A 25,144-nucleotide genomic window follows, 5' to 3' on the forward strand; every position below is an offset into this window, starting at 1 on the left:
GGGTGACAACCCCGGGAATATAAAAAAATAGTGACTCCCTACAGACATAAAAAAAGCGCATCGTTTGATGCGCTTTTGGTAGAGAGTGAGGGATTCGAACCCCCGGACCTGTTACAGTCAACAGTTTTCAAGACTGCCTCAATCGACCACTCTGACAACTCTCTATCTCGTTTGAGAATACAAAAGTAATGCAAATTTTAAATTTATGCAAACCTAAGTAGTCCCCTTTTCTGAAAATATTTTCTCTTTCATCCATTCAATTCGTTTAATTTGCTCATAATCAAAGGGAATCCAATGTATTTTAATTCCACTTTTTTCCATTTTTCTGAAAAAAGTCATTTGCCTTTTGGCGTATTGTTGAATGGCGATGGTCAAACCTTTGATGAATTCTTCTGTATCAATTTTATTTTCCAGCAAATCTGCCAACCATTTATATTCCAATCCCAACCACCGCATTTGGTCGAAAGTTACTCCTTGTTTTAGTAACCTTTCTCCTTCATCAATCAAACCTTCATCTATCCTACTTAATAATCGTTTCTGGCATCTACTTCGCCTTTCTTCATAAGGAGGCGCAAGACCAAATACAATAAATTCTCTATTCAATTCAATGGATTTTTCTAAAAAAGGTGGTAAACGAGAAAATGTATAATCTTTTAAAAGAGATTCAATATACAAACCAGTTCCACCGCAAATAATGACTGAATGACCTCTTTTTTCAATATCTTGAATCTTTTGATAGGCATCAAATTGAAAATGAGCAACGGAATATTCCACTCCTATTTCTTTTGAATCAATCAAATGATAAGGAATTGTATTACCTGCTAGCTGATATTCCTTCAAATCTTTACCTGTACCGATGTCCAAACCTTTGTATAATTGTCGAGAATCAGCAGAAATAATTTCAGCATCGATAGCATGAGCCAAAGCAACAGCTAAAGAAGTTTTTCCAGAAGCCGTTGGGCCTAAAAGCACAATTAAAGGTAATTTAGGATTTGGCATACCGCAATTTATAATTTCCCAAATTAAATTCCGCTCCCAATTGAAAAGGTTCAGTAATTTCTTCCAACACAAAACCCATACCTCTTAGCCCCTTAGAGTCGTTGGTTTCAATAGCCACGTAAGTCATTATATCATCAAAATGTTCGACTTCCTGTAAATATTTTAAAACTTTAGTTAGTCCACCAACAATTCTAATTTCAGGCAGGGTAGCAAAACGCGACCATTCAATAGATTTGTCTCCTTCAAATCCAACTTTTTTTCTTGAAATATTTTTACCAAAAACGGCTACAGCCAAAATTTTTGAAAAATTATATTTTTGAAAACGAAAAGCTCGATGTGCTGGAATAGAAATTGAAAAATATTTACGTCCCTTGCAAAAACCTAATAAATGATTAGTTTCCAAAAAATCTTTTGCTACCTTTTCAGAAATTTGCTCAACAACTAAATCCCTTGCAAAAACAGAAATAAGTTTAGTTGTTTTATGAACAATTATCTTGCGAATCAAATCAGATTTATTTTCCCATACTTGTTCTCGAACAACAAAAACGGAAAAACCTTTTTTACGCAATTCTAATACTTCTTTTTGTAATTTTTGTGCAGCAATTTTTGTAGTATTTTCAGAACTTACATAAAAAACAAGTAGTTTGGCTTTTATATGCAAAAAGCTTTGATTAGCCTGTATTTCAAAGTTATTTTGTTCTAAAAATTTCGAAAAATTTGCAAGAGAAGAATTCAAAAAATATCGATTAAATTTTACAAAGATACTTGTAATTGAGTAGAAATAGACACAATTCGACTTTGAAAATACATATAACTAAATAGAATAAAACTATGGATTACCGTTTTGAATCGAGCAGCAGAGAGGTTTCAAGATTTACAACACAAGAATTACGTGATCAATTTTTGATTGAAACCATTTTTCACGCCGATTCTATTCAATTAACATACACCATCTATGACCGTATGATAATTGGTGGCGCAAAACCCATCAATCTAGCATTAGAATTGCCTAATCCTGATAAATTGAAAGCTGAATATTTTTTGGAACGCAGAGAAATGGGGGTTATCAATGTAGGTGGAAATGGAAGTATTGAAGTGGATGGAACTTCTTATGAATTAAGTAAATTAAGTGCCTTGTATATAGGTAGAGGAAGCAAAAAAGTGGTTTTCAAATCGGAATCGAAAGAAAACCCTGCTTTGTTTTACATTTTATCTTCTCCAGCGCATAAGGAATATCCAACTCAAAAATTGGATAAAAAAGATGTGGTAACTGTTACCTTAGGAAGTTTAGAAACCTCCAATCACCGTACAATTTACAAGTATATTCACAACGAAGGCATACAATCTTGTCAGTTAGTGATGGGATTAACCATTTTAGAGCCTGGTTCTATTTGGAATACTATGCCAGCTCATGTGCATGATAGAAGAATGGAAGCATATTTGTATTTTGATGTCGATCCGCAGCATGCAGTATTGCATTTAATGGGACCTGCACAAGAAACTAAACACCTTTGGGTACATAATCACCAAGCAATTATTTCACCACCTTGGTCGGTGCATAGTGGTGCCGGAACCAAAAATTACTCCTTTATTTGGGGAATGGCGGGTGAAAATAAAGATTATACTGATATGGATTTTTCAGAAATTATTGAATTGAAATAAAATGAAAAAATTACTTGTTCTTTGTCTTTTAGGTTTTTCAGCTTTTGCGCAAGAAAAACCTTTTTCTGTTCAAATGGCTGAATCGTTGATGCATACTCATCCTGATTCAATCACTGTCAAACCTGGAAAACCAGCTGGTTGGGATTATGAGCAAGGATTGTATTTAAAAGCATTAGAAAAGGTATATCAAAGAACTGGAGATGCGAAGTATTTCAATTACATTCAGAAAAATATCAATTCTTTTATAGACGAAAAAGGAAATATTCGTACCTATAAAATGGATGAGTACAATTCTGATAACATCACCACAGGACGCATGTTGTTGTTTTTGTACCAAGAGATGTCGGATGAAAAATACAAATTAGCGGCTGAAAAATTACGTTCGCAAATTTATCACCAACCACGAACTACTGAAGGTGGATTTTGGCACAAACAACGATACCCTAATCAGATGTGGTTAGATGGTTTATATATGTTAGAACCTTTCTATGCTGAATATGGAACAATTTTTAAGCAAGATAATTGGGATGACATCGTAAAACAATTCCAACTATGTTACCAAGGTACTTTAGACCCTAAAACTGGACTTTTATATCATGCCTATGATGCAGCCAAAGTGCAGCCATGGGCCGATAAACAAACTGGTAAATCGCCAAATTTTTGGGGAAGATCGATTGGCTGGTATATGATGGCATTAGTTGATGTTTTAGATTATATGCCAACCAATCATCCGAAAAGAGGAATTTTAGTTAAACAGTTAAATGATTTATCAAACGCAGTTGCTAAGATTCAAGATGCTAAATCTGGACTTTGGTACCAAGTGCCGAACTTTCCTGGCAGAAAAGGAAATTATTTAGAAGCCTCTTGTGCCAATATGTTTGTTTATGCTTTTGCAAAAGGTGTTCGTAAAGGATATTTACCAAGTAACTTTTATCAAAAAGCACAAAAAGGTTATGCAGGAATATTGAAGGAATTTATCACAAAAGATGCAAATGGATTTATTCATTTGGAAAAAACAGTAACAGTTGGTGGATTAGGTGGCACCCCCTATCGTGATGGTTCTTATGAATATTATTTAAGTGAGCCTTTACGTCAGGATGATTTAAAAGGTGCTGGTCCATTCATTTTGGCTTCATTAGAAATGGAAGTTGCCAAAGAATTACCTTTAGGAAAAGGTAAAAAAGTGGTAATGGATTACTATTTCAACCGAGAATACCGTAAAACTAAAGAAGGGAAATCGGAACGTTTCCACTACACTTGGGAAGATCGTAAAGACTCTGGAATGCATTTGTGGGGAATTCAATTTGAACAATTAGGGGCAGAGTTAGATAGTTTGCCAGTAGCACCAACAGCAGAAAATTTAAAAGGTGCTGATGTGTATATCATTGTGGATCCTGATACACCAAAGGAAACGCCTAATCCAAATTATATTCAAGCAAAAGATGTACAAAATATTGTACAATGGGTGAAAAATGGTGGTCATTTAATCATCATGGCAAATGATACGACAAACTGTGAAATTACTCACTTGAATACTTTGATGAAGGAATTTGGCATTGAATTCGGTGGACCAAATCGCAACATGGTTCAAGGAAAAAACTGGCACCAAGGTGCAGTACCAATACCAGCCAATCATGAAATTTTTTCAGACATGCAAAAGATTTACATCAAAGAAATCTCCACCTTGTATTTAAGTAAAACGGCTAAATCGAGTGTAGATCACGAAGGTGTTTCCGTTATTGCAACCGCAAACGTAGGAAAAGGAAAAGTATTTGCTGTGGGAGATCCTTGGTTGTACAACGAATACACGAACAATCGCAGAATTCCATTAGATTATGAGAACTTCCAGGCAGCTAAGAAATTGGCGGAATGGGCGTTGAAATAGTTATGGGTTATGGGTTATGGGTTATGGGTTATGGGTTATATTTTTTATTCATAACCCATAACTCATAACTCATAACTAAAATCTATATCCTGTTCTTTTTTTCATTTCATCAATACTTATTTCGTAGGTTCGCCAATTTTTATTCGGAGAATGCGTATTAGGAATCCAAACACAAATATATTGATTGTCATATTTAACTACTTTCCAACAATAAGTTGGAATAGGGACATTGTTTCCAGATAATCTATCTTTGGAACCTATACCTCCAGTGTAGATACTTAAGAAATAGCCTTTTTTAGCCAATTTTCTACAATACTCTTCTAAAAACTTCCAAGGTCCACGATTTACTTCAGGAGTTTGTGGAATCATATTTGACATCAAAAAAGTTTCTTGATTCAAATAAAATTGTGCCGTTCGATCTTCTGAAGGGCAAAGATGTCCTCTGTCATATCCAGAACCTTTATAATCATCTGAATCGGCCTTTTGAAATGAACTTGGAAGGTACTTATCTTCTCTAAAATCATTGCTTCTCGGAACGGGTCCAATATCTGTTGCACTTAATGTCCAAGCTACCCAATTTGCCCGACCTTCGTTGCCGTTGTAAGACATAATATAGCCTTTTTTAACCTCTAAATAGTTTGATGTAGAAGCAGTTGTTGCTCCTGAGATATTTAGGAGACCTTGAAGTTGAAGAAGGAGTAATAGTAATAACATAAATTTTAGTGGAAAATAGAAAGTTGAAAGTTGAAAGTTGAAAGTTGAAAGTTGAAAGTTGAAAGTTGAAAATTGTTAAATTTTAATTTTCCACTTTCAACTTTCAACACTCAACTTATTTAATCCTCTTCACCATTCCACTCACTGGAACGTCAATAAATCGACCTACTTGTTTCCCATTTTTGATACAAATAATGCGCATTAAATCGGCATCTTTTGGAACAATTACTTGTGTATTGTTAGCAATTGGGTAGAATTTATCTGGATACGAATAATCAAAACTATAATGGAAGGTCACTCCTTCTGTTTCTGGAGTTAAATTAACCATAATTTCACCTAAAGAATTTCTTGAGAATTTAAAAATTGGCTCATACATAGAAGGAGCATATTTTTTCTCAGCAACATCAAATCGTTCAAAATGTTTTTCGGTACGATTGATAAAATCATTCCAGTTTTTATTCGCCAATGGTGACCATAAACATTCTGCAATTGCAAAGGAACGAGGATAGGTCATATACTGGGCATGACGATAGTTGAACAATTGTTCTGACCATAAATTTGCTTGTCCACCTTTAACCATATCTGCTTTTACACCTGCAGGTACTGGATTAAAATCGTACGAATCTTTTAAACGAACTGCTCTGTACACTGGTGGTTCAATAAAACCATCTCCTTGCATTAGGTCTATGTACACATTATCATTTGGTGTCATAACTACCGCATGTCCCTCGTTAGATGCTTGAATACCCCCAGCTATACCTCTCCACGACATGACCGCTGTACTTTTTGGTAAGCCACCACCTTCCAAAATCTCATCCCAACCTAACATTTGCTTACCCTTAGAGGTCACTATTTTTGACAAACGACGCATAAAATACGCTTGAACTTCCTGCGAATTTTTCAAACCCTCACGTTTTCTAAGCTCCAAAATTTGCGGATTTTTGTCCCAATAGTTTTTCGGACATTCATCTCCACCTATGTGCACGTATTCAAACGGAAATAATGGCGCAATTTCCCCAAAAACTTTATCTAAAAACACATATACATTTTCATTAGCCGGACAAAGTGTATTGTCTTGTAAAGCTTCTGGATGACCATGTGACCAATCTATAAAGGGCTCACCAGAAATCACTTGGTAATCCTTAGCCTCCGGAGTACAAGATAATTCTGGATAAGATGCAACGGCTGCCATTGAGTGTCCAGGAACATCTACTTCAGGCATAATATCTACAAAACGCTCTTTAGCATATTGAACAACCTCCTTGATATCTTCTTGGGTATAAAAACCACCATAGGTACGTGGTTCATCTTTTCCAGGTTTAGAAAAGGTAGTAAAACGACCTTCCTTTTTTACATTAAATGCACCCTTTTTTGTTAAATTAGGGTATGATTTTATTTCGATTCTCCAACCTTCATCATCTGTTAAATGCCAGTGCAATAGATTGTATTTATACTGAGCCATTTCATCAATAAACTTTTTCACTTCATCTTTGGTAAAAAAGTGACGCGCAACGTCGAACATCATCCCGCGCCATTCGAAACGAGGATAATCAGTAATTTTTGCAAAAGGAACAGAAATGGTGGCTATAGCAACTGGACTAGCAGATTCTACTTCCTTTGGTAATAACTGGTAGAATGTCTGAATTCCGTAAAATAAACCCTTAGCTGAATTTGCTTGAATTTGTACCCCTTTGGTATCTACAAGGATGTTGTAACCTTCCTTTCCAAGTTCAGCATTTGCTGTAGAATTGATTTGCAAACGGATATTGGTAAGTGCAGTTGCAGTTGATGCAGGCTGAATCCATTGAATTTTTCTACCACCCAAATTCGACAATTTAGTTTCCAATGTTTTAAAAGCAGTTTTTAAAGCCTCATCCTTTGGAGCTGCAATAATTATTGACTTTGGTAAAAGATATTTACCCGTAGGGTATTCAGATTTTACAGGAATTGGAATAATTGCAGGTGTTTGTGCCCACAAATTACATGTAAATGAAAATAATAGGACTAAAATAAGAAATCGCATTTTTATATAATTAAATAGTGAATAATTATTAAAGTTGCTTGAAAATATAAAATTTTCCAAATGGTTTTGTAAATTTGCTTTTACAAGCATTTAATATACTAATAAAATCACAATGAATGAATCGTTAAACCTTGCTAATCAGCAAGTTGAGTTAACTCATGCTATTGACTCTGTCTGGGTGGCTCTATGTGCAGCATTAATTTTTCAAATGGAAGGAGGCTTCGCTTTATTAGAAGCTGGATTTGTACGTTCTAAAAACGCTGTTAGTATCATTGCCAAAGTAATGATCGACATCATGTTTGGAGGAATTGCCTTTTACATCGTGGGATTTGGAGTGGCGTACGGAAAATCTAATGGATGGTTTGCCTTTGATTTTGGAATATCAAAAGAAGATTTAGGTTTGGGATTAACAATTTCCAACTCGCTTTTCTGGTTTATCCAAATGGGATTTGCCATTGCAGCCATTTCGATCGTATCAGGTGGTGTAGCAGAGCGAATGAAAATGTGGTCTTATGCAGTTTTTGTTTTTATATTTTGCACGATCATGTATCCTTTGGCAGCCAATTGGGTTTGGAATCCACATGGATGGTTATTCTTAAGAGGATTTAACGACTTTGCTGGTTCTGCAGCAGTTCATGCAATGGGGGGATTTGCAGCCCTTGCTGGTGCAATTGTATTAGGACCTAGAATTGGAAAATACAACGAAGATGGTAGTATCAATGCCATTCCAGGACATAATTTAACCCTTTCCGCTGTAGGTGCATTCATTCTATGGTTTGGTTGGTTCGGGTTCAATCCGGGTTCAACTATGGCTGCCGTTGGAAAATGGGATTTAATTGGTAAAGTAGCTACAAACACCTTCCTAGCATCGGCAATGGGTGGAATTGCAACTATTTTCTATACGTTTATGCGTTACAAGAAAGTGGATATCACCATGGTAATCAATGGCGTTTTAGCCGGATTGGTAGCAATAACTGCAGGTTGTAATGTGGTGAGTGCAAACTCTGCTCTATTAATAGGTATTGTTGCAGGAACTATTGTTGATATGGCTGTTGTAATTGTTGATAACATGAAAATCGATGATCCGGTAGGTGCAATTGCAGTACACGGAGTAAACGGATTTTTCGGTACGGTAGCAGTTGGCTTATTTTCAGAAGCTAATGGATTGTTTACAACCGGGCAAACAGATCAATTAATTACACAAATCCTAGGAGTTAGTGTAATTAGCATTTTCTCATTCGTTTTAACCTTCGTTTTATTTCACATCATGAAACGCACAATTGGCATTAGAATCTCTCATAAAGAAGAAAGTGCTGGAATTGATGCCGTTGAATTTGGTGTGGAAGCTTATACAACCTTTGAATAATTAAGAAACAGGAACCATGAAAAAAGTAGAAGCGATTGTAAAACCCTCGAAATTAAAAGCCATTCAGAAAGGCTTAATAGATGCAAAAATCCCTTGTATGACGGTTGTACCTGTTCGTGGAGCAGGCTTGCAACAAGGTTATTCAGAGATTTATAGAGGTACAGAAAAATCGATGATTTTATTACCTAAAGTCATGATTATTTGTGTGGTAAGTGACGAAAACCTTGAAAAATGTATTGAAGTCATTTTAGACAATGCCTCTGAAGGCAATACTGGAGATGGAAAAATCTTCGTATATGATGTAATAGACGCTATCCGAATCCGTAATAGAGTACGCGGAGGAGATGCTATACGATAAAGTGAATTAATAATAGATTGTGTTGTTAAAGCCTCAGGAGTTTCTCTTGGGGCTTTTTTATAAGGGAGGTATGAGGTATGAGGTATGAGGTATGAGGTATGAGGTATGAGGTATGAGGTATGAGGTATGAGGTATGAGGTATGAGGTATGAGGTATGAGTTATGATGTCTGACTTTCAACTCTTAATTTTTAATTCAAAAAACTAAATTCCTCTTACCTATTACCTCTTACATCTTCAAAACCGCAATCCTAACAAACATCTCCTCCTTGTACCAATTGAAAGTTCTTGTTTTTTTGATCATTTGCGCATGTTGTCGCGTTTTATAGGCAAATTGTTCCAATGCTTCTTTGGATTCCCAAACGCTTATAGTGGCTTGTTCTACCAAAGGCAACTCTCCCACTCCTTTTGCGAATAATAATCCATCTTGTAATTCAATATTTTTGGATGACTCCGGAACGTTCATCCAAAACCTCCAAGCTTGAGTCCAGCGAATACTTGCGCGTGTAATTACAGCTATTTGACCCGTAAAATCATCTGGCAACTCCTTAAATTCAAAAGGCTGCCTGCCATTCCAAGTGCCATGACCTTTTATTGCAAATCCATCAAAAACTTTAATTTCAGAAGCGAAAGAGGCTAACTTACCCCAACGCACATTTTTTTCAAAAAAATCTTTAGATCCTTTTTCCGACTCAAAAACACCAATGAATGCATATGTTGAAAAATCTGGCCAAATAGAAAATCCATTTCCTTTGCCAACACCCATGTGTTTCACAAACTGCAATCCCTCTGCCTGCCAAGGATTTCTCATTGTTTGACCCATGAAAACTAAGGCTTTACGTTTATTATCAAAACCATTAAATTGTAAAAATCGTAAACAGACTTGTTGCATAAATCAAAGATAAGTGTATTTTTTACAAAAATTTTATTGATTAATGAAACAAATATGATTCGGAGAATGTTATAAAAGTTATGGATCGTTCCCAAAGAAAAGGTTTTTATTTCAAAGAATATGAAGCGCCAAATATTTCTCCTTTTGAGAAGTTATTTGGTATTTTCAAAGAATTAATTACCCATACTTCTGGAGATTTTGATGAAGCCATTGATTGGCTACGTGAGTTGGATAAAGAATATGAGCTAACCGATTCAACCTATACCATTGAAGACTTCATTGAAGACTTAAAAGCCAAAGGATACATCCGAGAAGAGATTGATGAAAATGGTGCTGGAGGTAATGTAATCACTGCAAAAACAGAAAGAGCTATTCGCCAACATGCCCTAGATCAAATATTTGGCGACTTACAAAAAAGCGGCTCAGGGAATCATAAAACAAAAGGTTCAGGTGGAGGAGAAGAGCAAACGGGTGAATTCCGCTCTTATCATTTTGGAGATAGCTTAGAAAAAATTGCGATGACCGAAAGTCTCAAAAATGCACAAACTAATCATGGTTTAGGCAATTTTGAATTAACAGAAGACGATTTGGTGGTGGAAGAAACTCATTTTAAATCACAAATGAGTACCGTTTTAATGATTGACATCTCCCACTCCATGATATTATATGGGGAAGACCGCATAACACCAGCCAAAAAAGTTGCCATGGCCCTGGCTGAATTAATCACAACTCGTTACCCAAAAGACACACTTGATGTGTTGGTATTTGGCAATGATGCATGGCCGATTTCCATTCAAGACATCCCATACGTCAAAGTGGGACCCTATCATACCAATACGGTAGCAGGTCTGCAATTGGCAATGGATATGTTGCGTAGAAAACGCAATACCAACAAACAGATTTTCATGATTACAGATGGTAAACCCAGCTGTATCAGAGAAAAAGACGGAACCTATTACAAAAACAGTTTCGGCTTGGACCCGTATGTAACCGAAAAATGTTACACCCATGCGGCACAGGCTCGAAAATTACACATACCCATAACAACCTTTATGATTGCGCGTGATTCCTATTTACAAGAATTTGTAGATAAATTCACAGAAGCCAATCAAGGAAAAGCATATTTTACAGGCCTAAGAGGATTAGGAGAAATGATTTTCAAAGATTATGAAAACAATAGAAGGAAACGACTTAAGTAAAACCATTACAACCTTTGGCGCTTTAAAAGCGGCTGGTTACCAAACCAAATCTATCAAAGATGAATTGAGAGACAATTTAATCTCCAATTTAGAAAAAGGTATCAATGTATTTGAGGAAGTACATGGTTTTGAACATACGGTTATTCCAGAATTGGAAAGAGCCATATTAAGTAGGCACAATATAAATTTTTTAGGATTAAGAGGACAAGCCAAAACTCGACTTGCTCGTTTGCTGATTCGACTGTTAGACGAATATATTCCTTATGTAAAAGGCTCTGAAATTAACGACGATCCCTTCCATCCTATTTCTCGTTTTGCACAAGAGTTAATTGCAGAAAAAGGTGATGAAACTCCAATTGCATGGCTACACCGCTCAGAGAGATTTGCAGAAAAATTAGCGACCCCAGATGTAACCGTAGCCGATTTGATTGGAGACATTGATCCCATCAAAGCTGCCAATTTAAAATTATCTTATGCAGATGATCGTGTGATTCATTACGGCATGATTCCGAGGGCGAATCGCTGTATATTTGTCATTAACGAGATTCCAGATTTACAAGCAAGAATACAGGTTTCCCTATTTAATATTTTACAGGAAGGCGACATTCAAATCCGAGGATTCAAACTTAGGTTGCCCTTAGATATGCAATTTATCTTTACGGCTAATCCAGAAGATTACACCAACCGAGGAAGTATTGTAACTCCATTGAAAGATCGTATTGGTTCTCAAATATTAACTCATTATCCTGAAACGATTGAGATAGCACGTAAAATCTCTACACAAGAAGCCAATTTAAATAAAACCCAAAAAGAGAAAGTACATGTTCCTGAGTTAGCATATAATCTCTTAGAACAAATCGTATTTGAAGCTAGAAGAAATGATTACGTTGATTTGAAAAGTGGTGTGAGTGCACGTATGAGCATCAGTATGTTGGAAAGTCTTATCAGCACAGCGGAGCGTAGAGCACTGATTTGTGGAGAAAAACAAACGACCGTTCGAGTGGCTGATTTCTTAGGATTGATACCGGCCATTACTGGAAAAGTTGAATTGGTATATGAAGGAGAGCAAGAAGGCGCAGCTTTTGTGGCCAATGAGCTCATCCATGAAGCCATAAAAAGTTTATTTAGCACACTTTTTCCAAAGATTGAAAAGTTAAGTAAGAAAATTGAAACTACCCCCTACACAGCACTTATTGACGCCCTTTATGCTGAAGGCGGATTGGTATTATATGATGAATGTGATGCAAAAGAATACCAAAGTACCCTAGGAAGTGTGAAAGAGTTGGATCAATTAATTGAAAAATTTCAAAAAAACACAGGCAAAGCAGATCGAGATTTCTTAAAAGAATTCATCCTTTGGGCGCTTGTTGCTTACAACAAATTAGGCAAAGAGCGATTTACGAATGGGTTTCAGTTTAGGGATTTGTTGAATGTACTATAAAATTTTTTGATTAATTTGAAAAAAAAGGCCAGGAAACCCCGACCTTTTTTGTGTACTACTTGTATCTAAATTAATTATCTTTCTAGCAATTTCTCCAAGCGCTCCAGGCGCTTGTTTTGTTGCTCTAGTTGTTCTTTTAATAGTTGATTCTCTTTTTGTACATCTTTCAATTTAGCTTCCTGCTCTTGAACAGCTTTTACTAATACCGGTACAATTTTTGAATAATCAACGGTTTGTGCTTTGATGGTACCATCTGTATTCAATGCATCTTTTTCACCCGTAACTGCATACGGAATCACTTGTTGCAATTCATGGGCTTTCACCCCATACGATCTACTTCCATCTACTTTCCATAGGTAATCATAGACCTTGATGCTATCTAATAATTTGGAACCATTGAAATCTTTGAAATCTGTTTTTAAACGATAATCGGAGGTTGTATTATAGGTAGTTGCTGTAGTTGTAACAGAAATTGTACCTACAACAGTGGGTGAATCTCCTTTATGAAAGGCAATCATATTATTACCAGCAGTTCCAATTGACCATAAATTAAAAACATTATTACCACCTGCCTCTGATTTGAATGTAAATCCATCTTGGCCACTTGGAGATAATACACTAACTGTTGGTGTAGAATAAGATGAAATTAATTTTTTGGTTGAAGAATTAATTAGTAATGAACCATTATTAGAAGAAGTGGTTGATGTTCCCATGGTAATAACAACATCTCCACCAAAACCCGACCCTGCTGCATTACCTGAGGTAATATTTATATCTCCACCTTTGTTATTTCCACCAGTACCGGCATTTTGTGCGGCAAAGGTAGCGTTGTTTCCATCGGTAGAAGCTGCTGCTGTATTAGGTACAACTGTTAGCGCACCCATGATTTGTGATTTTTGAGTGGAGGTGTTTCCTATTACCGTAGTATTAGAACCCAAACCTACTGCCGTGGCAGTATTCGAATAACCCGAAATTACTATTTCATTGGTTTCACCATCATCAGCTGTACTAACTTCGTTACCAATTAAAACATTCCCACTCCCAGCAGTCAAATTTTGCCCAGAGCCGATATAAACACCCGCTTTATTTCCTAATATAACATTGTTAGAACCTGTTGTTAAATTGGTACCCGCCGATGACCCCAAAAAGGTATTGTTATCTCCCGAATTAATAGCATACCCCGCGCGTGCACCAATAGCGGTATTGTAAGAGCCTGTCGTATTATTTCGTAAAGAAATAGTTCCCATCGCTGTGTTTTCGGTTCCAGTCGTAGTATTCAATAAAGCCATATTTCCAAAACCTGAGTTATTGGCTCCTGTGGTTGCAGCCGTTAATGCATTGTAACCAACTGCCGTATTGGCATCGGCCGTATTCATTTTTAAAGTTGCATACCCTATCGCTGTGTTTTGCTTAGATGTTGATGCCGTAAAGAGCGAATTATAACCCACAGCCGTATTGTAATAACCGGTCGTATTCGCTGTTAATGCAGAAACTCCAATAGCGGTATTGTCAGATACCCCATTTCCCCCTTTACCAAGGGTCAAACCATTAACCGTTAAATCTGAGGTAAAGGTTTTCAACCCTGCAAAAGTTTGTGCCGCAGTCGTTACAACCCCTCCATTGGTTCCATCTGCAGGGGCTAAGTTTAAAACGCCCGAGCTTATACTCGCCCCGTTTGCAGTAGATGTTCCGCTAATCGCTCCCACACTAGAAATACCTCCAGCAGTAGCCCAAGTAGCTAATCCCGTTGCATCTGAAGTTAGCACTGCTCCAGCGGCTGGAGAACCACCCGTTATTTTAATTTGCCCATTTACTTGTACTTGTCCTGCAGTTCCACCCGTACCCGGTGTCAATATTACATTTCCACCGGTTCCTGTACCTACCCCATTACCCGCTGTTAAATTCAAATTTCCACCATTGTATGCTGTTGTAGTGGCATTCTGCGCAGCAATGGTCGAGCTGTTCCCGTGAGCTGAAGTGAGAGCGGCATTAGGAACCACCGTCAATGCACCCATAATTTGTGATTTTTGGGTAGAAGTACTACCTATTACTGTTGAACCAGTCCCTAAACCTATCGCATTGGCTCCAATAGCAATTTCATCTGAACTATTTGCCGTACCTTGGGGTTTAGCATTATACCCCATAAAAACACTATTGGATGAATAATAAGTTGTGGAGGTAGGACCCGAAGAATACCCTAAAGAGGTATTATAACTTCCTACTGTATTATAATACAAGGAATAATATCCTAAGGCGGTATTACCAATACCTGTTGTCATATTGTATCCAGACTGTGATCCAACTACTGTATTGTATCCACCAGTGTTACCAGAAGATAAAGCTCTATAACCAATTGCTGTATTATCATTTGTTGAAGTTGCAGTACTAGCATAAAGAGATTGATAACCAATGGAAGTATTGTTTGAACCTGTTTGATTATAAAAACCTGATGAATTTCCAACTGCAACATTATACATGCCGCTTGTATTATTTTTTAAAGAAGATTCACCTAATGCTGTGTTATCTGAAGAGGTATTAGAGAACATTGCATTGTCGCCAATTGCCGTATTCCGACTACCACTTGAATTTAATTTTAAAGTACTATTTCCAACTGCTGTATTTGAAGTACCATTTTGATTTGAATATAAAGAATAATAACCCATTGCTGTATTACTTCCTCCTGAGGTGATTGAATTTAAAACACTAACACCCACCCCAGTATTAGAAATAAGATTAGAATTACCAGCACCAACTCGAAGGCTATTTGAATTTACATATAAATCTGAATTGTTCACTTTCACTTTTCCATATAATCCAGAAGCTCCTGGGGTTAAATTAATATCACCACCAGTACTATTTCCAGTTCCAGCAATTATATTGATATTCCCTCCATAACCCGTACCAACACCATTACCTGCCGTTATGGACACACCGCCACCACCAAATCCTGTTGTTGTGGCACTTTGTGCAGCTATACTCGTTGACGCACCAGCGGCTGCACTAGCGGCAGCAGTAGGTGAAACGGTTAAAACACTCGTTAAGGTTTTGGCACCTGCAAAAGTTTGTGCGCCTGTAGAAACCAAACCTGGATTTGTACCATCAGCCGGTTGCAAAGTCAAGGTAGACCCTGAAATACTAGCGCCATTGGCATTAGGTGCTGTTCCCACTGGCGCCATCGTGGTAACCCCTGAACCTCCACTAGACCAAGTAGCCAATCCATCGGCATCTGAGGTTAATACTTTTCCTGCACCAGGTGTTCCTCCTGTGATTTTAATTTGACCATTAACCTGAACAATACCTGCCGTTCCGGTTCCTGTTTTGGCTCCTGGTGTTAAATTAATATTACCCCCATTGTTATTTCCACCTGCTCCTGCGTCTTGTGCTGCAATCGTAGAACTGTTTCCATCGGTAGAAGCTGCCGCAGTATTAGGCACAACCGTTAGCGCACCCATGATTTGAGATTTTTGGGTGGCGTTGTTACCCAATAAGGTGGTATTATTACCCAGACCTACGGCACCTGCTGTTCCATTATAACCAGCAATAACAATTTCATTTGTTTCCGCATTTGCTGCTGGACGTACATCGTAACCGATCAATACTGAATTTAATCCAGTTGTATTGTTTCCGTTAGTACCCGTACCGTAATAGAGGCCAGATTGATAACCTAAAAAGATATTATTAGCTCCCCCTGTAACCGGACCATAGCCTAAATTTCCACCCGATAAATAACCGATTGCCGTATTATTATCAGATCTTGCATAACGTATAGCAGAATAACCCAGAGCAACGTTATTATTTGAACGGAGATCAGCGCCTGCATAAAAACCTGCAGATAGATTATTATTTCCTGTAGTATTTGAACCTAATCCTGAATAACCAATAGCAGTATTATATGCACCTGTTGTATTTGAACTTAAGGCTGCTCCCCCCATCGCAACATTAAAGTTACCAGAGGTATTTGCTACCAATGTATTTGAACCAAATCCAGAATTATACGTCGCGCCTGAACCTGAACCATTTCCAGCTCGATTATTTCCAATCATGATATCAGAACTAAAGGTTTTATTTCCTGCAAAAGTTTGAGTAGTAGTGGTAACCACACCTCCATTAGTACCATCAGCAGGTGCTAATTTTAAAACTCCAGAGGCAATAATTGCCCCATTAGCAGTTGAAGAAGCATTAATGGTACCAACACTAGTAATACCTGTTGGAGCAGCCCAAGAAGGCACCCCACTTGCCAAGGTTAACACTTGACCATCTGTACCCTTAGCTAATAAACTTGTTGTACCTGCAGCAGTTTGATACGGCACTGAACCTGCAGCACCACCTGCGATATTTGTGGCAGTGGTTGCTGAAGTGGCAGTGGCAGCATTTCCACCAATACTTAAATTAGCAACAGGTGTTGTTGAGGTAACAACCAATGGAGCAGTTCCGGTGGCAACGGTAGAGGTTAATTGTCCGGAAACACTTAAACTCGTTCCAGTAGCTGCTCCTAAAACTGGTGTTACTAAGCTTGGAGATGTAGCACGTACTACATTACCAGAACCTGTAGTTGCAATTTCTTCTATCACCCCTGCACCAGTTGTGGTACGTCCTAAAACAACATTTGATGCGGATACATTTTGAATTTTCGCGTAGGTAATATTTGCATCTTTTACTTTTGCGGTTTCAATGGCATTATCTGCTAAATCGCCTACCACAATTTCTCCATCTTTAATTTTAGCAGATGTAACTGCGTCTGCAGCTAACATACTTGTAAGTACTTTTCCAGAACCAATTGCCGTTACACCTGCATTGGTCATGGTAACATCCCCTGAAGGAGTCACTTCAGTTGCCACATTACTTGCATTTCCTAAATAGATTTTTCCATCTGCAAGTGTATTGATAGCAGCATCACCTGCGTCAACATAATCTTTAATGGTTTTCACAGCAGGATACTTAGTAGTAGAAGCTGCATCGGTAGTCAAATCGGTACTTAGATTGGCAGTTGCTTGTGCGCCTAATGCAGTTAAAGCCGCTCCTGCAGTACTTGCTCCTGTTCCACCTTTTAAAATGGATAAGGTACCTGACACTGCACTAATAGGTAAATTCGTTGCGTTTGTTAAATCAATAGCAGAAGGAATACCCAAATTAGGTGTTACCAAGGTTGGATTGGTAGCACGAACCACATCTCCAGTACCCACGGTACCAATTTCTTCTACAACACCTGCTCCAGTTGACACACGACCTAATACCTTGTCCGTGGCAGAAACATTTTGGATTTTTGCATACGTTACTTCTGCATCTTTAATCTTTGCTGTAACAATCGCATTATCGGAAATGACAGGGGCGGCTGCAGAGGAACCGGTTCCTGCCAAATCGCCACCCAATTGTATTTTTCCTTTAACCGAACTGGATGCATCAGGAGTTGCTGGAGACACTTGGGCATCCACATAATCCTTAATGGTTTTTACCGCTGGATACTTCGTTGTAGAGGCAGCATCTGCACTTAGGTCGTTACTTAAATTAGCCGTTGCTTGTGCCCCTAAATTCGTCAAAGCATCAGCAGCAGTTGTAGCACCCGTACCGCCATTTGCGACTCCGATCGCAGTTCCATTCCATGTTCCACTTGTAATTGTTCCTAAAGTCCAGCCATTCGTACCATCATGTTGCGCACGAATATTTCCTTGTCCATCGGCTAAAATTATATTTCGAGTGAGCGTAGGGGATAACGCTACCGTACTACCCACATTGGCTCCTAAAATGGTATTTTCAGAGCCTGTCGTAAGGCCTCTTCCACTTGAATTTCCGAGAATTGTATTATTGGTTGCGCTGGTTAATTCATAGGCGGAATTTTGACCTAATACCACATTGTATGATCCATTGGTAAAACTTCTTCCAGCTTCATAACCAATTATTACGTTAGAGATTGGTTTGACTGCAGAGAATAATGTATTTGTACCAATAGCTATATTATTATCTGCTCCACTAGTTACACTACCATTCATGTTTAGGGCAGCATAGCCAATACCGATATTGTTTATCCCTTTGATGAATCCACCGGCACTCAGTCCAATGACTGTATTATAATTGCTATTAATATTGTAGCCAGCGCTGTTTCCAATAACAGTATTTCCTGTTCCGGATGTATTTTTGTTTAGTGCATTTGAGCCAATTGCAGTGTTACTAGTTCCACTGGTATTTTCAAACATTGCTAATCCACCAATTGCTGTATTATTAAAACCAGTCGTATTTTTATTTAATGCTTTATTACCAACGGCAGTATTTAAACCTGTACCTGAATTTGCTGCAGCCAATGCATTTAATCCTAATGCTGTGTTGCTAGAAGTTACGCTTGTTCCATTTGTTCCTACACCTACCGTTATTCCATTCACCGTTAAATCATAAGCTCCTAAATTCACCGCCTGTGTCGCACCTGTGTAGGGAACTCCCGTAATACCTGAGGCAGAAGTCCAAGTATAACCACCTGAACCATTTGAAGTCAAAAACTGATTTGCAGATCCTGTAGCTAACAAAGCAGTTGTTCCTGCTGCGGTTTGATACGGAATACTACCTGCCGCACCACCCGCAATATTAGTAGAAGTGGTGGCTGTAGCTGCATTGCCTCCAATACTTAAATTGGCTACTGGTGTAGTTGAGGAAACTACTAAAGGAGCTGTGCCAGTAGCTACCGATGAAGTCAATTGACCTGTTACAGTCAAGCTTGTACCTGTTGCTACTCCAATTTCGGGTGTTACTAATGTAGGTGTATTGGCACGTACTACATCTCCTGTTCCTGTAGTAGCAATTTCTTCTACTACTCCAGCACCTGTTGACACACGTCCTAATACTTTATCTGTCGCACTTACATTTTGAATTTTAGCGTAAGTTATGTTAGCATCTTTTACTTTGGCAGTCTCCACGGCATTGTCAGCAATAGCAGCTGTCGTTACTTTTCCAGCACCAATGGTTGCCGCAAAACTTCCTGTTCCACTCCCTGTTACATCTCCTGTTAAGGTAATCGTTTGGTCGCCTGTATTGGTCCCCGAAGTAGTTCCTAATAAGGTTAATTGGGCATCCGTCACATAATTTTTGTCGGTGCTGGCAGCGATGTCAGCCGTTGTTGCATCGGCACCAGCGGTTACCAAACCTTTAGCATCGTAGGTGATTTTTGTTTTTGTTGCGCCTGTGATAGCCGCATTGGGAGCGAGATAATCAGTCCCCGCTGCAGCAGCACTCACCACGCCTGAACCATTCGCTTTTAAGATACCATTGCTTGTTCCGGCTCCTCCGTAATTGTTGCCAATTACAGCACCTTTCCAAGTGGCACCGTTGAGGTTTCCTGTCAAATAATTGTCGGTAATAGAAGGATTACCTATTGTTACGGTATTCGATCCATTACCACTTACGTCATAACCAATTACAATTTCATTTGTACTTGAATTTAGTTTTGCCTTGGTTGCATTACCAATATATAAACTCTGATTCGAAGTGGTCAACATTGAATTTGAGGAAGAATTGGGACCATAATATCGTCCAGCGCCTAAACCAATAGCGATATTATCTGAGCCTGAAGTTAAATAAAAAGAGGAACTGGTACCGATTGAAGTATTTCCAAAACCGTTTGTATGTGCAGGAATAGCAGATAAACCAATAGCCGTATTCCAAGCTCCACCAATATTCGCTTTTAATGCTCCACTTCCCACGGCAGTATTACTATATCCAGTGGTATTGGCTTTTAAACCTTGGTAACCCAAGGCCGTATTATTTGTTCCTGAAACTCCACTCACTGTATTGCTGGATAAGGCCTGATTTCCAAGAGCAGTATTGCTAGCATCTGCCCCTAAACCTCTACCTACAGTCAAACCATTCACCGTTAAATCATAAGCTCCTAAATTCACCGCCTGTGTCGCACCCGTATACGGTACACCCGTAATGCCTGAGGCAGAAGTCCAGGTGTAACCTCCTGTTCCATTCGAAGTCAAGAATTGGTTCGCTGTTCCTGTAGCAATCATGCCTGTCGTTCCCGCAGCTGTTTGGTACGGAATACTGCCGGCAGCACCACCGGCAATATTTGTTGCTGTAGTGGCAGTGGTGGCTGTTGCTGCATTTCCACCAATGCTTAAATTGGCAACAGGAGTAGTGGAGGTAACTACCAAAGGTGCTGTGCCAGTTGCCACCGAAGAAGTTAATTGACCAGTAACTGTCAAACTCGTACCTGTTGCTGCTCCAATTTCAGGTGTAACTAATGTAGGTGTATTGGCACGTACTACATCTCCTGTTCCTGTCGTCGCAATTTCTTCAATGACACCAGCTCCTGCTGTTGTGCGACCTAACACCTTATTGGTTGCGGATACATTTTGAATTTTCGCGTATGTTATATTCGCATTCTTTACTTTAGCAGTTTCCACAGCATTATCAGCTAAATCGCCTACTGCTATTTCTCCGTCTTTAATTTTTGCTGAAGTAACTGCGTCTGAAGCGATGGAAGCTGCAAAACTTCCTGTTCCTGTTCCTGTTACATCACCTGTTAGAGTAATTGTTTGGTCACCTGTATTTGTACCACTTGTTGTACCAGAAACAGTAGCATCACCTGAAACGGTTAATGTTTTGGAAGTGGTACTACCTCCTGCTATGGTGAATCCAGTTGTAAGGGCAGTTGGAGTTAATCCATTGATACTGGTGGCAGAGGCTACTCCCAAAGTTGGCGTTACTAAGGTTGGACTTGTTGCTCTAACTACATTTCCGCTACCAGTAGTTGCAATTTCTTCAATAATACCTGCTCCAGATGATACACGACCCAAAACCTTGTCCGTAGCAGAAACATTTTGAATTTTTGAAAAGGTAACATTGGCATCGGTAATTTTAGCAGTAGTAACGGCTCCTGCATTGATTTTAGCCGTGGTAATGGCATTATCTGAAATAATAGGTGCTCCAGCAGTAGTACCTGTTCCTCCTAAATCGCCTGCCAACTGAATTTTACCTTTTACTGTTGTGGTGGCATCAGGTGCACCAGAGCTTACAGAACCATCTACATAATCTTTAATGGTTTTTACGGCTGGATATTTCGTTGTAGAAGCTGCATCAGCTGTCAAATCAGTGCTTAAATTGGCAACACTTTGTGCACCTAAAGCTGTTAAAGCTCCTGTGGCTGTTGTAGCACCAGTTCCACCTTTGGTAATTGCTAAAGTACCAGTAACTGCACTTAATGGGACATTGGTTGCATTCGTTAAATCAACTGCAGAAGGAGTTCCTAAATCTGGACTTACCAAAGTTGGACTCGTTGCTCTAACCACATTTCCGCTACCTGTCGTTGCAATTTCTTCAACAACACCTGCTCCAGTTGATACACGACCCAACACTTTGTCCGTGGAAGAAACATTTTGAATTTTGGCATAAGTCACATTTCCATCAGTAATTTTTGGAGTTGTTACAGCTGCTGCATTGATTTTAGCAGTAGTAATAGCATTATCTGAAATAATAGGTGCTCCAGCAGTAGTACCTGTTCCTCCTAAATCGCCTGCCAACTGAATTTTACCTTTTAAAGTTGTTGTGGCATCAGGTGCACCAGATGTCACTGAACCATCCACATAATCCTTGATGGTTTTTACGGATGGATATTTGCTTGTAGATGCTGCATCAGCGGATAAGTCGGTACTTAAATTGGCTGTTGATTGTGCACCTAAATTCGTCAACGCTGCAGTAGCAGTTGTCGCTCCAGTTCCTCCTTTGGTAATTGCTAAAGTACCTGTAACTGCACTTAATGGAACATTGGTTGCATTGGTTAAATCTATAGCAGATGGAGTTCCTAAATCGGGAGTTACCAAAGTCGGACTCGTTGATCTAACAACATTTCCGCTACCTGTAGTTGCAATTTCTTCAATGGTTCCTGCTCCATTGGAAACTCGGCCCAATACCTTGTCCGCCCCAGAAACATTTTGAATTTTAGCATAGGTAACATTGGCGTCTGAAATTTTTGCAGTAGTAATCGCATTGTTTTGAATAGTCGTTGCAAAACTTCCTGTTCCAGATCCAGCAACATCACCTGTTAGTGTAATCGTTTGGTCACCGGTATTCGTTCCACTTGTTGTACCAGAAACGGTTGCATTATCAGTTACAGTCAAGGTTTTAGAGGTTGTACCACCTGCAATGGTAAATCCTGTAGCTTGTGCGGTTGGTGTTAATCCGTTAATGGTGCTTGCTGAAATGTTACCTGCAGCAAAATTTCCGCTGGCATCACGGGCAACAATAGTAGAAGCGTTATTAGCTGACGTTGCTGATGTTGCTGAATTACTTACCTTTCCTGATGTAGCAATCGTTGCTAATTTGGAATCTACAATGGCGGCAGAACCGGAAATATCCGCATTCACAATTTCTCCATCCTTTAATTTCGCAGAGGTAATGGCATTATCTGTAATAATAGGTGCAGCAGCGGTTGAACCCGTACCGGCTAAATCGCCCCCTAGTTGTATCTTTCCTTTGATTGAACTTGTTGCATCAGCAGTACCTGAAGATACTTGTGCATCCACATAATCTTTAATGGTTTTTACGGCTGGATATTTTGTTGTAGAGGCTGCATCGGCAGTGATATCTGTCGATTTATTTGCGGCATCCTCTTTTAAATTTAAGGCCGTTTGTTGCGCTGTTGAAACAGGCTTATTCGCATCAGAAGTATTATCCACATTCCCTAAGCCTACTTTTGCAGCGGAAATACCTGTTGCAATTTTAGCATCTGTGATCGCACCTGAGGCTACTTTGGATGTCGTAATGGCATTATCTGAAATCACAGGAGCAGCTGCGGTTGAACCTGTACCCGCTAAATCACCGCCTAATTGAATCTTTCCTTTTACAGAACTTGTCGCATCAATAACTCCCGAAGAAACCTGTGCATCCACATAATCTTTGATGGTCTTAACGGCTGGATATTTAGTCAAGGAGGCTGCGTCTGTCGTAAGATTGGTACTTAAATTTGCCAAACTCTGTTTAGCATCTAAGGCTGTCTGTTGAGCGACAGAAACAGGTTTATTCGCATCTGAGGTATTGTCTACATTGCCTAAGCCAACTTTTGCAGCGGAAATACCGTTGGCAATTTTTGCATCCGTGATTGCACCCGAGGCTACTTTCGATGTCGTTACTGCATTATCTGAAATCACAGGTGCGGCAGCGGTTGAACCGGTTCCTGCTAAATCTCCCCCTAATTGAATCTTACCTTTTACCGTACTTGTAGCGTCAGCAGTTCCTGAAGAAACCTGGATATCTACATAATCTTTGATTGTCTTAACAGATGGATATTTAGTCGTAGAAGTTGCATCTGCATTGATGTCGGTCGATTTATTGGAAACATTTTCCTTCAAATTCAAGGCAGTTTGTTGTGCCGTAGACACTGGCTTATTAGCATCTGAGGTATTATCCACATTTCCTAAACCAACCTTGACTGCAGAAATACCACTGGCCAATTTTGCATCGGTAATCGATCCATCTGCAATGGAAACTCCTCCAGAAACCTGCGCATCTACATAATCTTTGACCGATTTAACAGATGGATATTTTGTATTAGAAGTAGCATCTGCTGTAATGTCTGTACTTTTATTCGTTAAATTCTCCTTCGTATTTAAATTAGCTTGTGAAGGAAATCCAGCTGTTGCGGCAAAAACATAATTTTGCACTGCTCCTACAGTAGGATATTTGGTATTGGAACCATTATCGGCAGCAATGTTAGTCGACTTATTGCCAATATTTTCATAGGTAGTACCTAAATTATTGATTGCATTATTTGTAGCTTCCGTTAAATTTTGAACATAAGCCACCTGACTCGCCGTATTATTGATTCGATCTGTTTGAGTCGCAATCGAATTATTAACATCATAAATACTGTTATTAATCGCAACAATGCTTGATGAGTCTTTTAGAACACGTGTATTAATAGTTGCAATCGTAGAAGAAAAATTTAGGGAATCACTTTTAATCTTTGTATTAATGGTTGCTATCCCTTGATTAATACTTGCAAATTGAGTCGAACTAGCTTTCTGGTTCGAATCAATTTTTGCTGTATTTCCTACAATAGCAGCGGTATTATTCGAAATATCACTACGGATGGGATTCAAATCTTTATCAATTAGGAATCCTGGATCATTAATAAATTGACTCAAATTAGTAGGTGCATATCGAACATTCTTATAATCAACCGATGAAGCGTATAACGCGTAAGGTGTAAAATTTAATGGTTGATTGTTGGAAACAGTTGTAAAGGATGCTCCACCATTAAAACTTACTCCTACGGTTAAGGATTTAATTTTATCATCCCAAACAATTGCATCAAATGTGGTATATTTACTAGTAGATTTGTTAACTGTTCCAGCACCAATTACAACATTCACTAAACCAAATTCATCCGTTGTGGTTTTTTGAGTTTCTTCATAATCTACACCTTCAGGACCCTTTAAAATAAATTTTAAAGTTACAGACCCATTAGACAAAGGTTGACCACTTGCCGAATAACCTGGAACCTCAACCGGTTTAGGATCTAAAATAACAGCTTGATAATTTAAGCCTTTATTTTGACCGAAAGCAAATGTTGTTATAAGTCCAAAAATGAACGTTTTAATGAGCGTTTTCATAATATAATAGA

12 protein-coding genes and 1 tRNA gene are annotated in these 25,144 nt (G+C 38.6%); 6 read left to right on the top strand and 7 right to left on the bottom strand.

What is annotated here, in order from left to right; translation table 11 throughout:
- Nucleotides 1-76: 76 nt before the first annotated feature.
- The 3 genes from EOJ36_RS02500 to EOJ36_RS02510 form a co-directional block, all read right to left on the bottom strand.
- Nucleotides 77-164: transfer RNA gene (locus EOJ36_RS02500), tRNA-Ser, on the bottom strand.
- A gap of 49 nt (nucleotides 165-213) precedes the next feature.
- The gene (locus EOJ36_RS02505; RefSeq protein ID WP_127802437.1) at nucleotides 214-999 is read right to left on the bottom strand and encodes a tRNA (adenosine(37)-N6)-dimethylallyltransferase; all 786 of its coding nucleotides are present in this window, start codon (nucleotides 997-999) and stop codon (nucleotides 214-216) included.
- Nucleotides 986-1,735, bottom strand: coding sequence for a hypothetical protein (locus EOJ36_RS02510; protein WP_127802438.1), 750 nt, complete (start codon nucleotides 1,733-1,735; stop codon nucleotides 986-988). The genes EOJ36_RS02505 and EOJ36_RS02510 overlap by 14 nt, the downstream gene beginning before the upstream one ends.
- A gap of 95 nt (nucleotides 1,736-1,830) precedes the next feature.
- Between EOJ36_RS02510 and kduI the strand changes: the two genes are divergently transcribed.
- Entirely contained in the window at nucleotides 1,831-2,661 is an 831-nt protein-coding gene (kduI, locus tag EOJ36_RS02515) for a 5-dehydro-4-deoxy-D-glucuronate isomerase (RefSeq protein ID WP_127802439.1), read from the top strand.
- 1 nt (nucleotide 2,662) lies between these two features.
- Complete coding sequence (locus tag EOJ36_RS02520; protein ID WP_127802440.1) at nucleotides 2,663-4,546, top strand: glycoside hydrolase family 88/105 protein; 1,884 nt, start codon at nucleotides 2,663-2,665, stop codon at nucleotides 4,544-4,546.
- Nucleotides 4,547-4,621: 75 nt separating this feature from the next.
- Here EOJ36_RS02520 and EOJ36_RS02525 read toward each other — a convergent pair whose 3' ends face one another.
- Nucleotides 4,622-5,260 (bottom strand): DNA/RNA non-specific endonuclease, encoded by a 639-nt coding sequence (locus EOJ36_RS02525; protein ID WP_127802441.1) that lies wholly within the window; start codon nucleotides 5,258-5,260, stop codon nucleotides 4,622-4,624.
- A 115-nt stretch (nucleotides 5,261-5,375) separates the two neighbouring features.
- Complete coding sequence (locus EOJ36_RS02530) at nucleotides 5,376-7,283, bottom strand: beta-N-acetylhexosaminidase (RefSeq protein WP_164847817.1); 1,908 nt, start codon at nucleotides 7,281-7,283, stop codon at nucleotides 5,376-5,378.
- A 112-nt stretch (nucleotides 7,284-7,395) separates the two neighbouring features.
- Here EOJ36_RS02530 and EOJ36_RS02535 point away from each other — a divergent pair, with 112 nt between their 5' ends.
- Nucleotides 7,396-8,649, top strand: a complete 1,254-nt coding sequence (locus EOJ36_RS02535; protein WP_127802443.1) for an ammonium transporter — start codon at nucleotides 7,396-7,398, stop codon at nucleotides 8,647-8,649.
- 16 nt (nucleotides 8,650-8,665) lie between these two features.
- On the top strand, nucleotides 8,666-9,007 hold the full coding sequence (locus tag EOJ36_RS02540) for a P-II family nitrogen regulator (RefSeq protein WP_127802444.1): 342 nt from the start codon (nucleotides 8,666-8,668) through the stop codon (nucleotides 9,005-9,007).
- Between the two features lie 227 nt (nucleotides 9,008-9,234).
- Here the strand turns inward: EOJ36_RS02540 and EOJ36_RS02545 are convergent, their stop codons facing one another.
- The gene (locus tag EOJ36_RS02545) at nucleotides 9,235-9,897 is read right to left on the bottom strand and encodes a DUF3291 domain-containing protein (RefSeq protein ID WP_127802445.1); all 663 of its coding nucleotides are present in this window, start codon (nucleotides 9,895-9,897) and stop codon (nucleotides 9,235-9,237) included.
- 80 nt (nucleotides 9,898-9,977) lie between these two features.
- Between EOJ36_RS02545 and EOJ36_RS02550 the strand changes: the two genes are divergently transcribed.
- Both EOJ36_RS02550 and EOJ36_RS02555 read left to right on the top strand, forming a co-directional pair.
- A complete protein-coding gene (locus tag EOJ36_RS02550) occupies nucleotides 9,978-11,096 on the top strand; it encodes a vWA domain-containing protein (RefSeq protein WP_127802446.1) in 1,119 nt (372 codons plus the stop codon).
- Complete coding sequence (locus tag EOJ36_RS02555) at nucleotides 11,065-12,537, top strand: AAA family ATPase (RefSeq protein ID WP_127802447.1); 1,473 nt, start codon at nucleotides 11,065-11,067, stop codon at nucleotides 12,535-12,537. The genes EOJ36_RS02550 and EOJ36_RS02555 overlap by 32 nt, the downstream gene beginning before the upstream one ends.
- Nucleotides 12,538-12,611: 74 nt before the next feature.
- On the opposite strand, the gene EOJ36_RS02560 is transcribed toward EOJ36_RS02555, so the two are convergent.
- Nucleotides 12,612-25,133, bottom strand: coding sequence for a tail fiber domain-containing protein (locus EOJ36_RS02560; protein WP_127802448.1), 12,522 nt, complete (start codon nucleotides 25,131-25,133; stop codon nucleotides 12,612-12,614).
- Nucleotides 25,134-25,144 lie beyond the last annotated feature (11 nt).

Origin of the sequence: Sandaracinomonas limnophila, assembly GCF_004005965.1 — a bacterium.
Lineage (GTDB): Bacteria > Bacteroidota > Bacteroidia > Cytophagales > Spirosomataceae > Sandaracinomonas > Sandaracinomonas limnophila.

Coding starts and splice junctions, on each gene's coding strand:
- EOJ36_RS02530 (WP_164847817.1), bottom strand. CDS start 7,283: ATGCGATTTCTTATTTTAGTCCTATTATTTTCATTTACATGTAATTTG.
- kduI (WP_127802439.1), top strand. CDS start 1,831: ATGGATTACCGTTTTGAATCGAGCAGCAGAGAGGTTTCAAGATTTACA.
- EOJ36_RS02535 (WP_127802443.1), top strand. CDS start 7,396: ATGAATGAATCGTTAAACCTTGCTAATCAGCAAGTTGAGTTAACTCAT.
- EOJ36_RS02555 (WP_127802447.1), top strand. CDS start 11,065: ATGAAAACAATAGAAGGAAACGACTTAAGTAAAACCATTACAACCTTT.
- EOJ36_RS02505 (WP_127802437.1), bottom strand. CDS start 999: ATGCCAAATCCTAAATTACCTTTAATTGTGCTTTTAGGCCCAACGGCT.
- EOJ36_RS02550 (WP_127802446.1), top strand. CDS start 9,978: ATGGATCGTTCCCAAAGAAAAGGTTTTTATTTCAAAGAATATGAAGCG.
- EOJ36_RS02545 (WP_127802445.1), bottom strand. CDS start 9,897: ATGCAACAAGTCTGTTTACGATTTTTACAATTTAATGGTTTTGATAAT.
- EOJ36_RS02520 (WP_127802440.1), top strand. CDS start 2,663: ATGAAAAAATTACTTGTTCTTTGTCTTTTAGGTTTTTCAGCTTTTGCG.
- EOJ36_RS02540 (WP_127802444.1), top strand. CDS start 8,666: ATGAAAAAAGTAGAAGCGATTGTAAAACCCTCGAAATTAAAAGCCATT.
- EOJ36_RS02525 (WP_127802441.1), bottom strand. CDS start 5,260: ATGTTATTACTATTACTCCTTCTTCAACTTCAAGGTCTCCTAAATATC.
- EOJ36_RS02560 (WP_127802448.1), bottom strand. CDS start 25,133: ATGAAAACGCTCATTAAAACGTTCATTTTTGGACTTATAACAACATTT.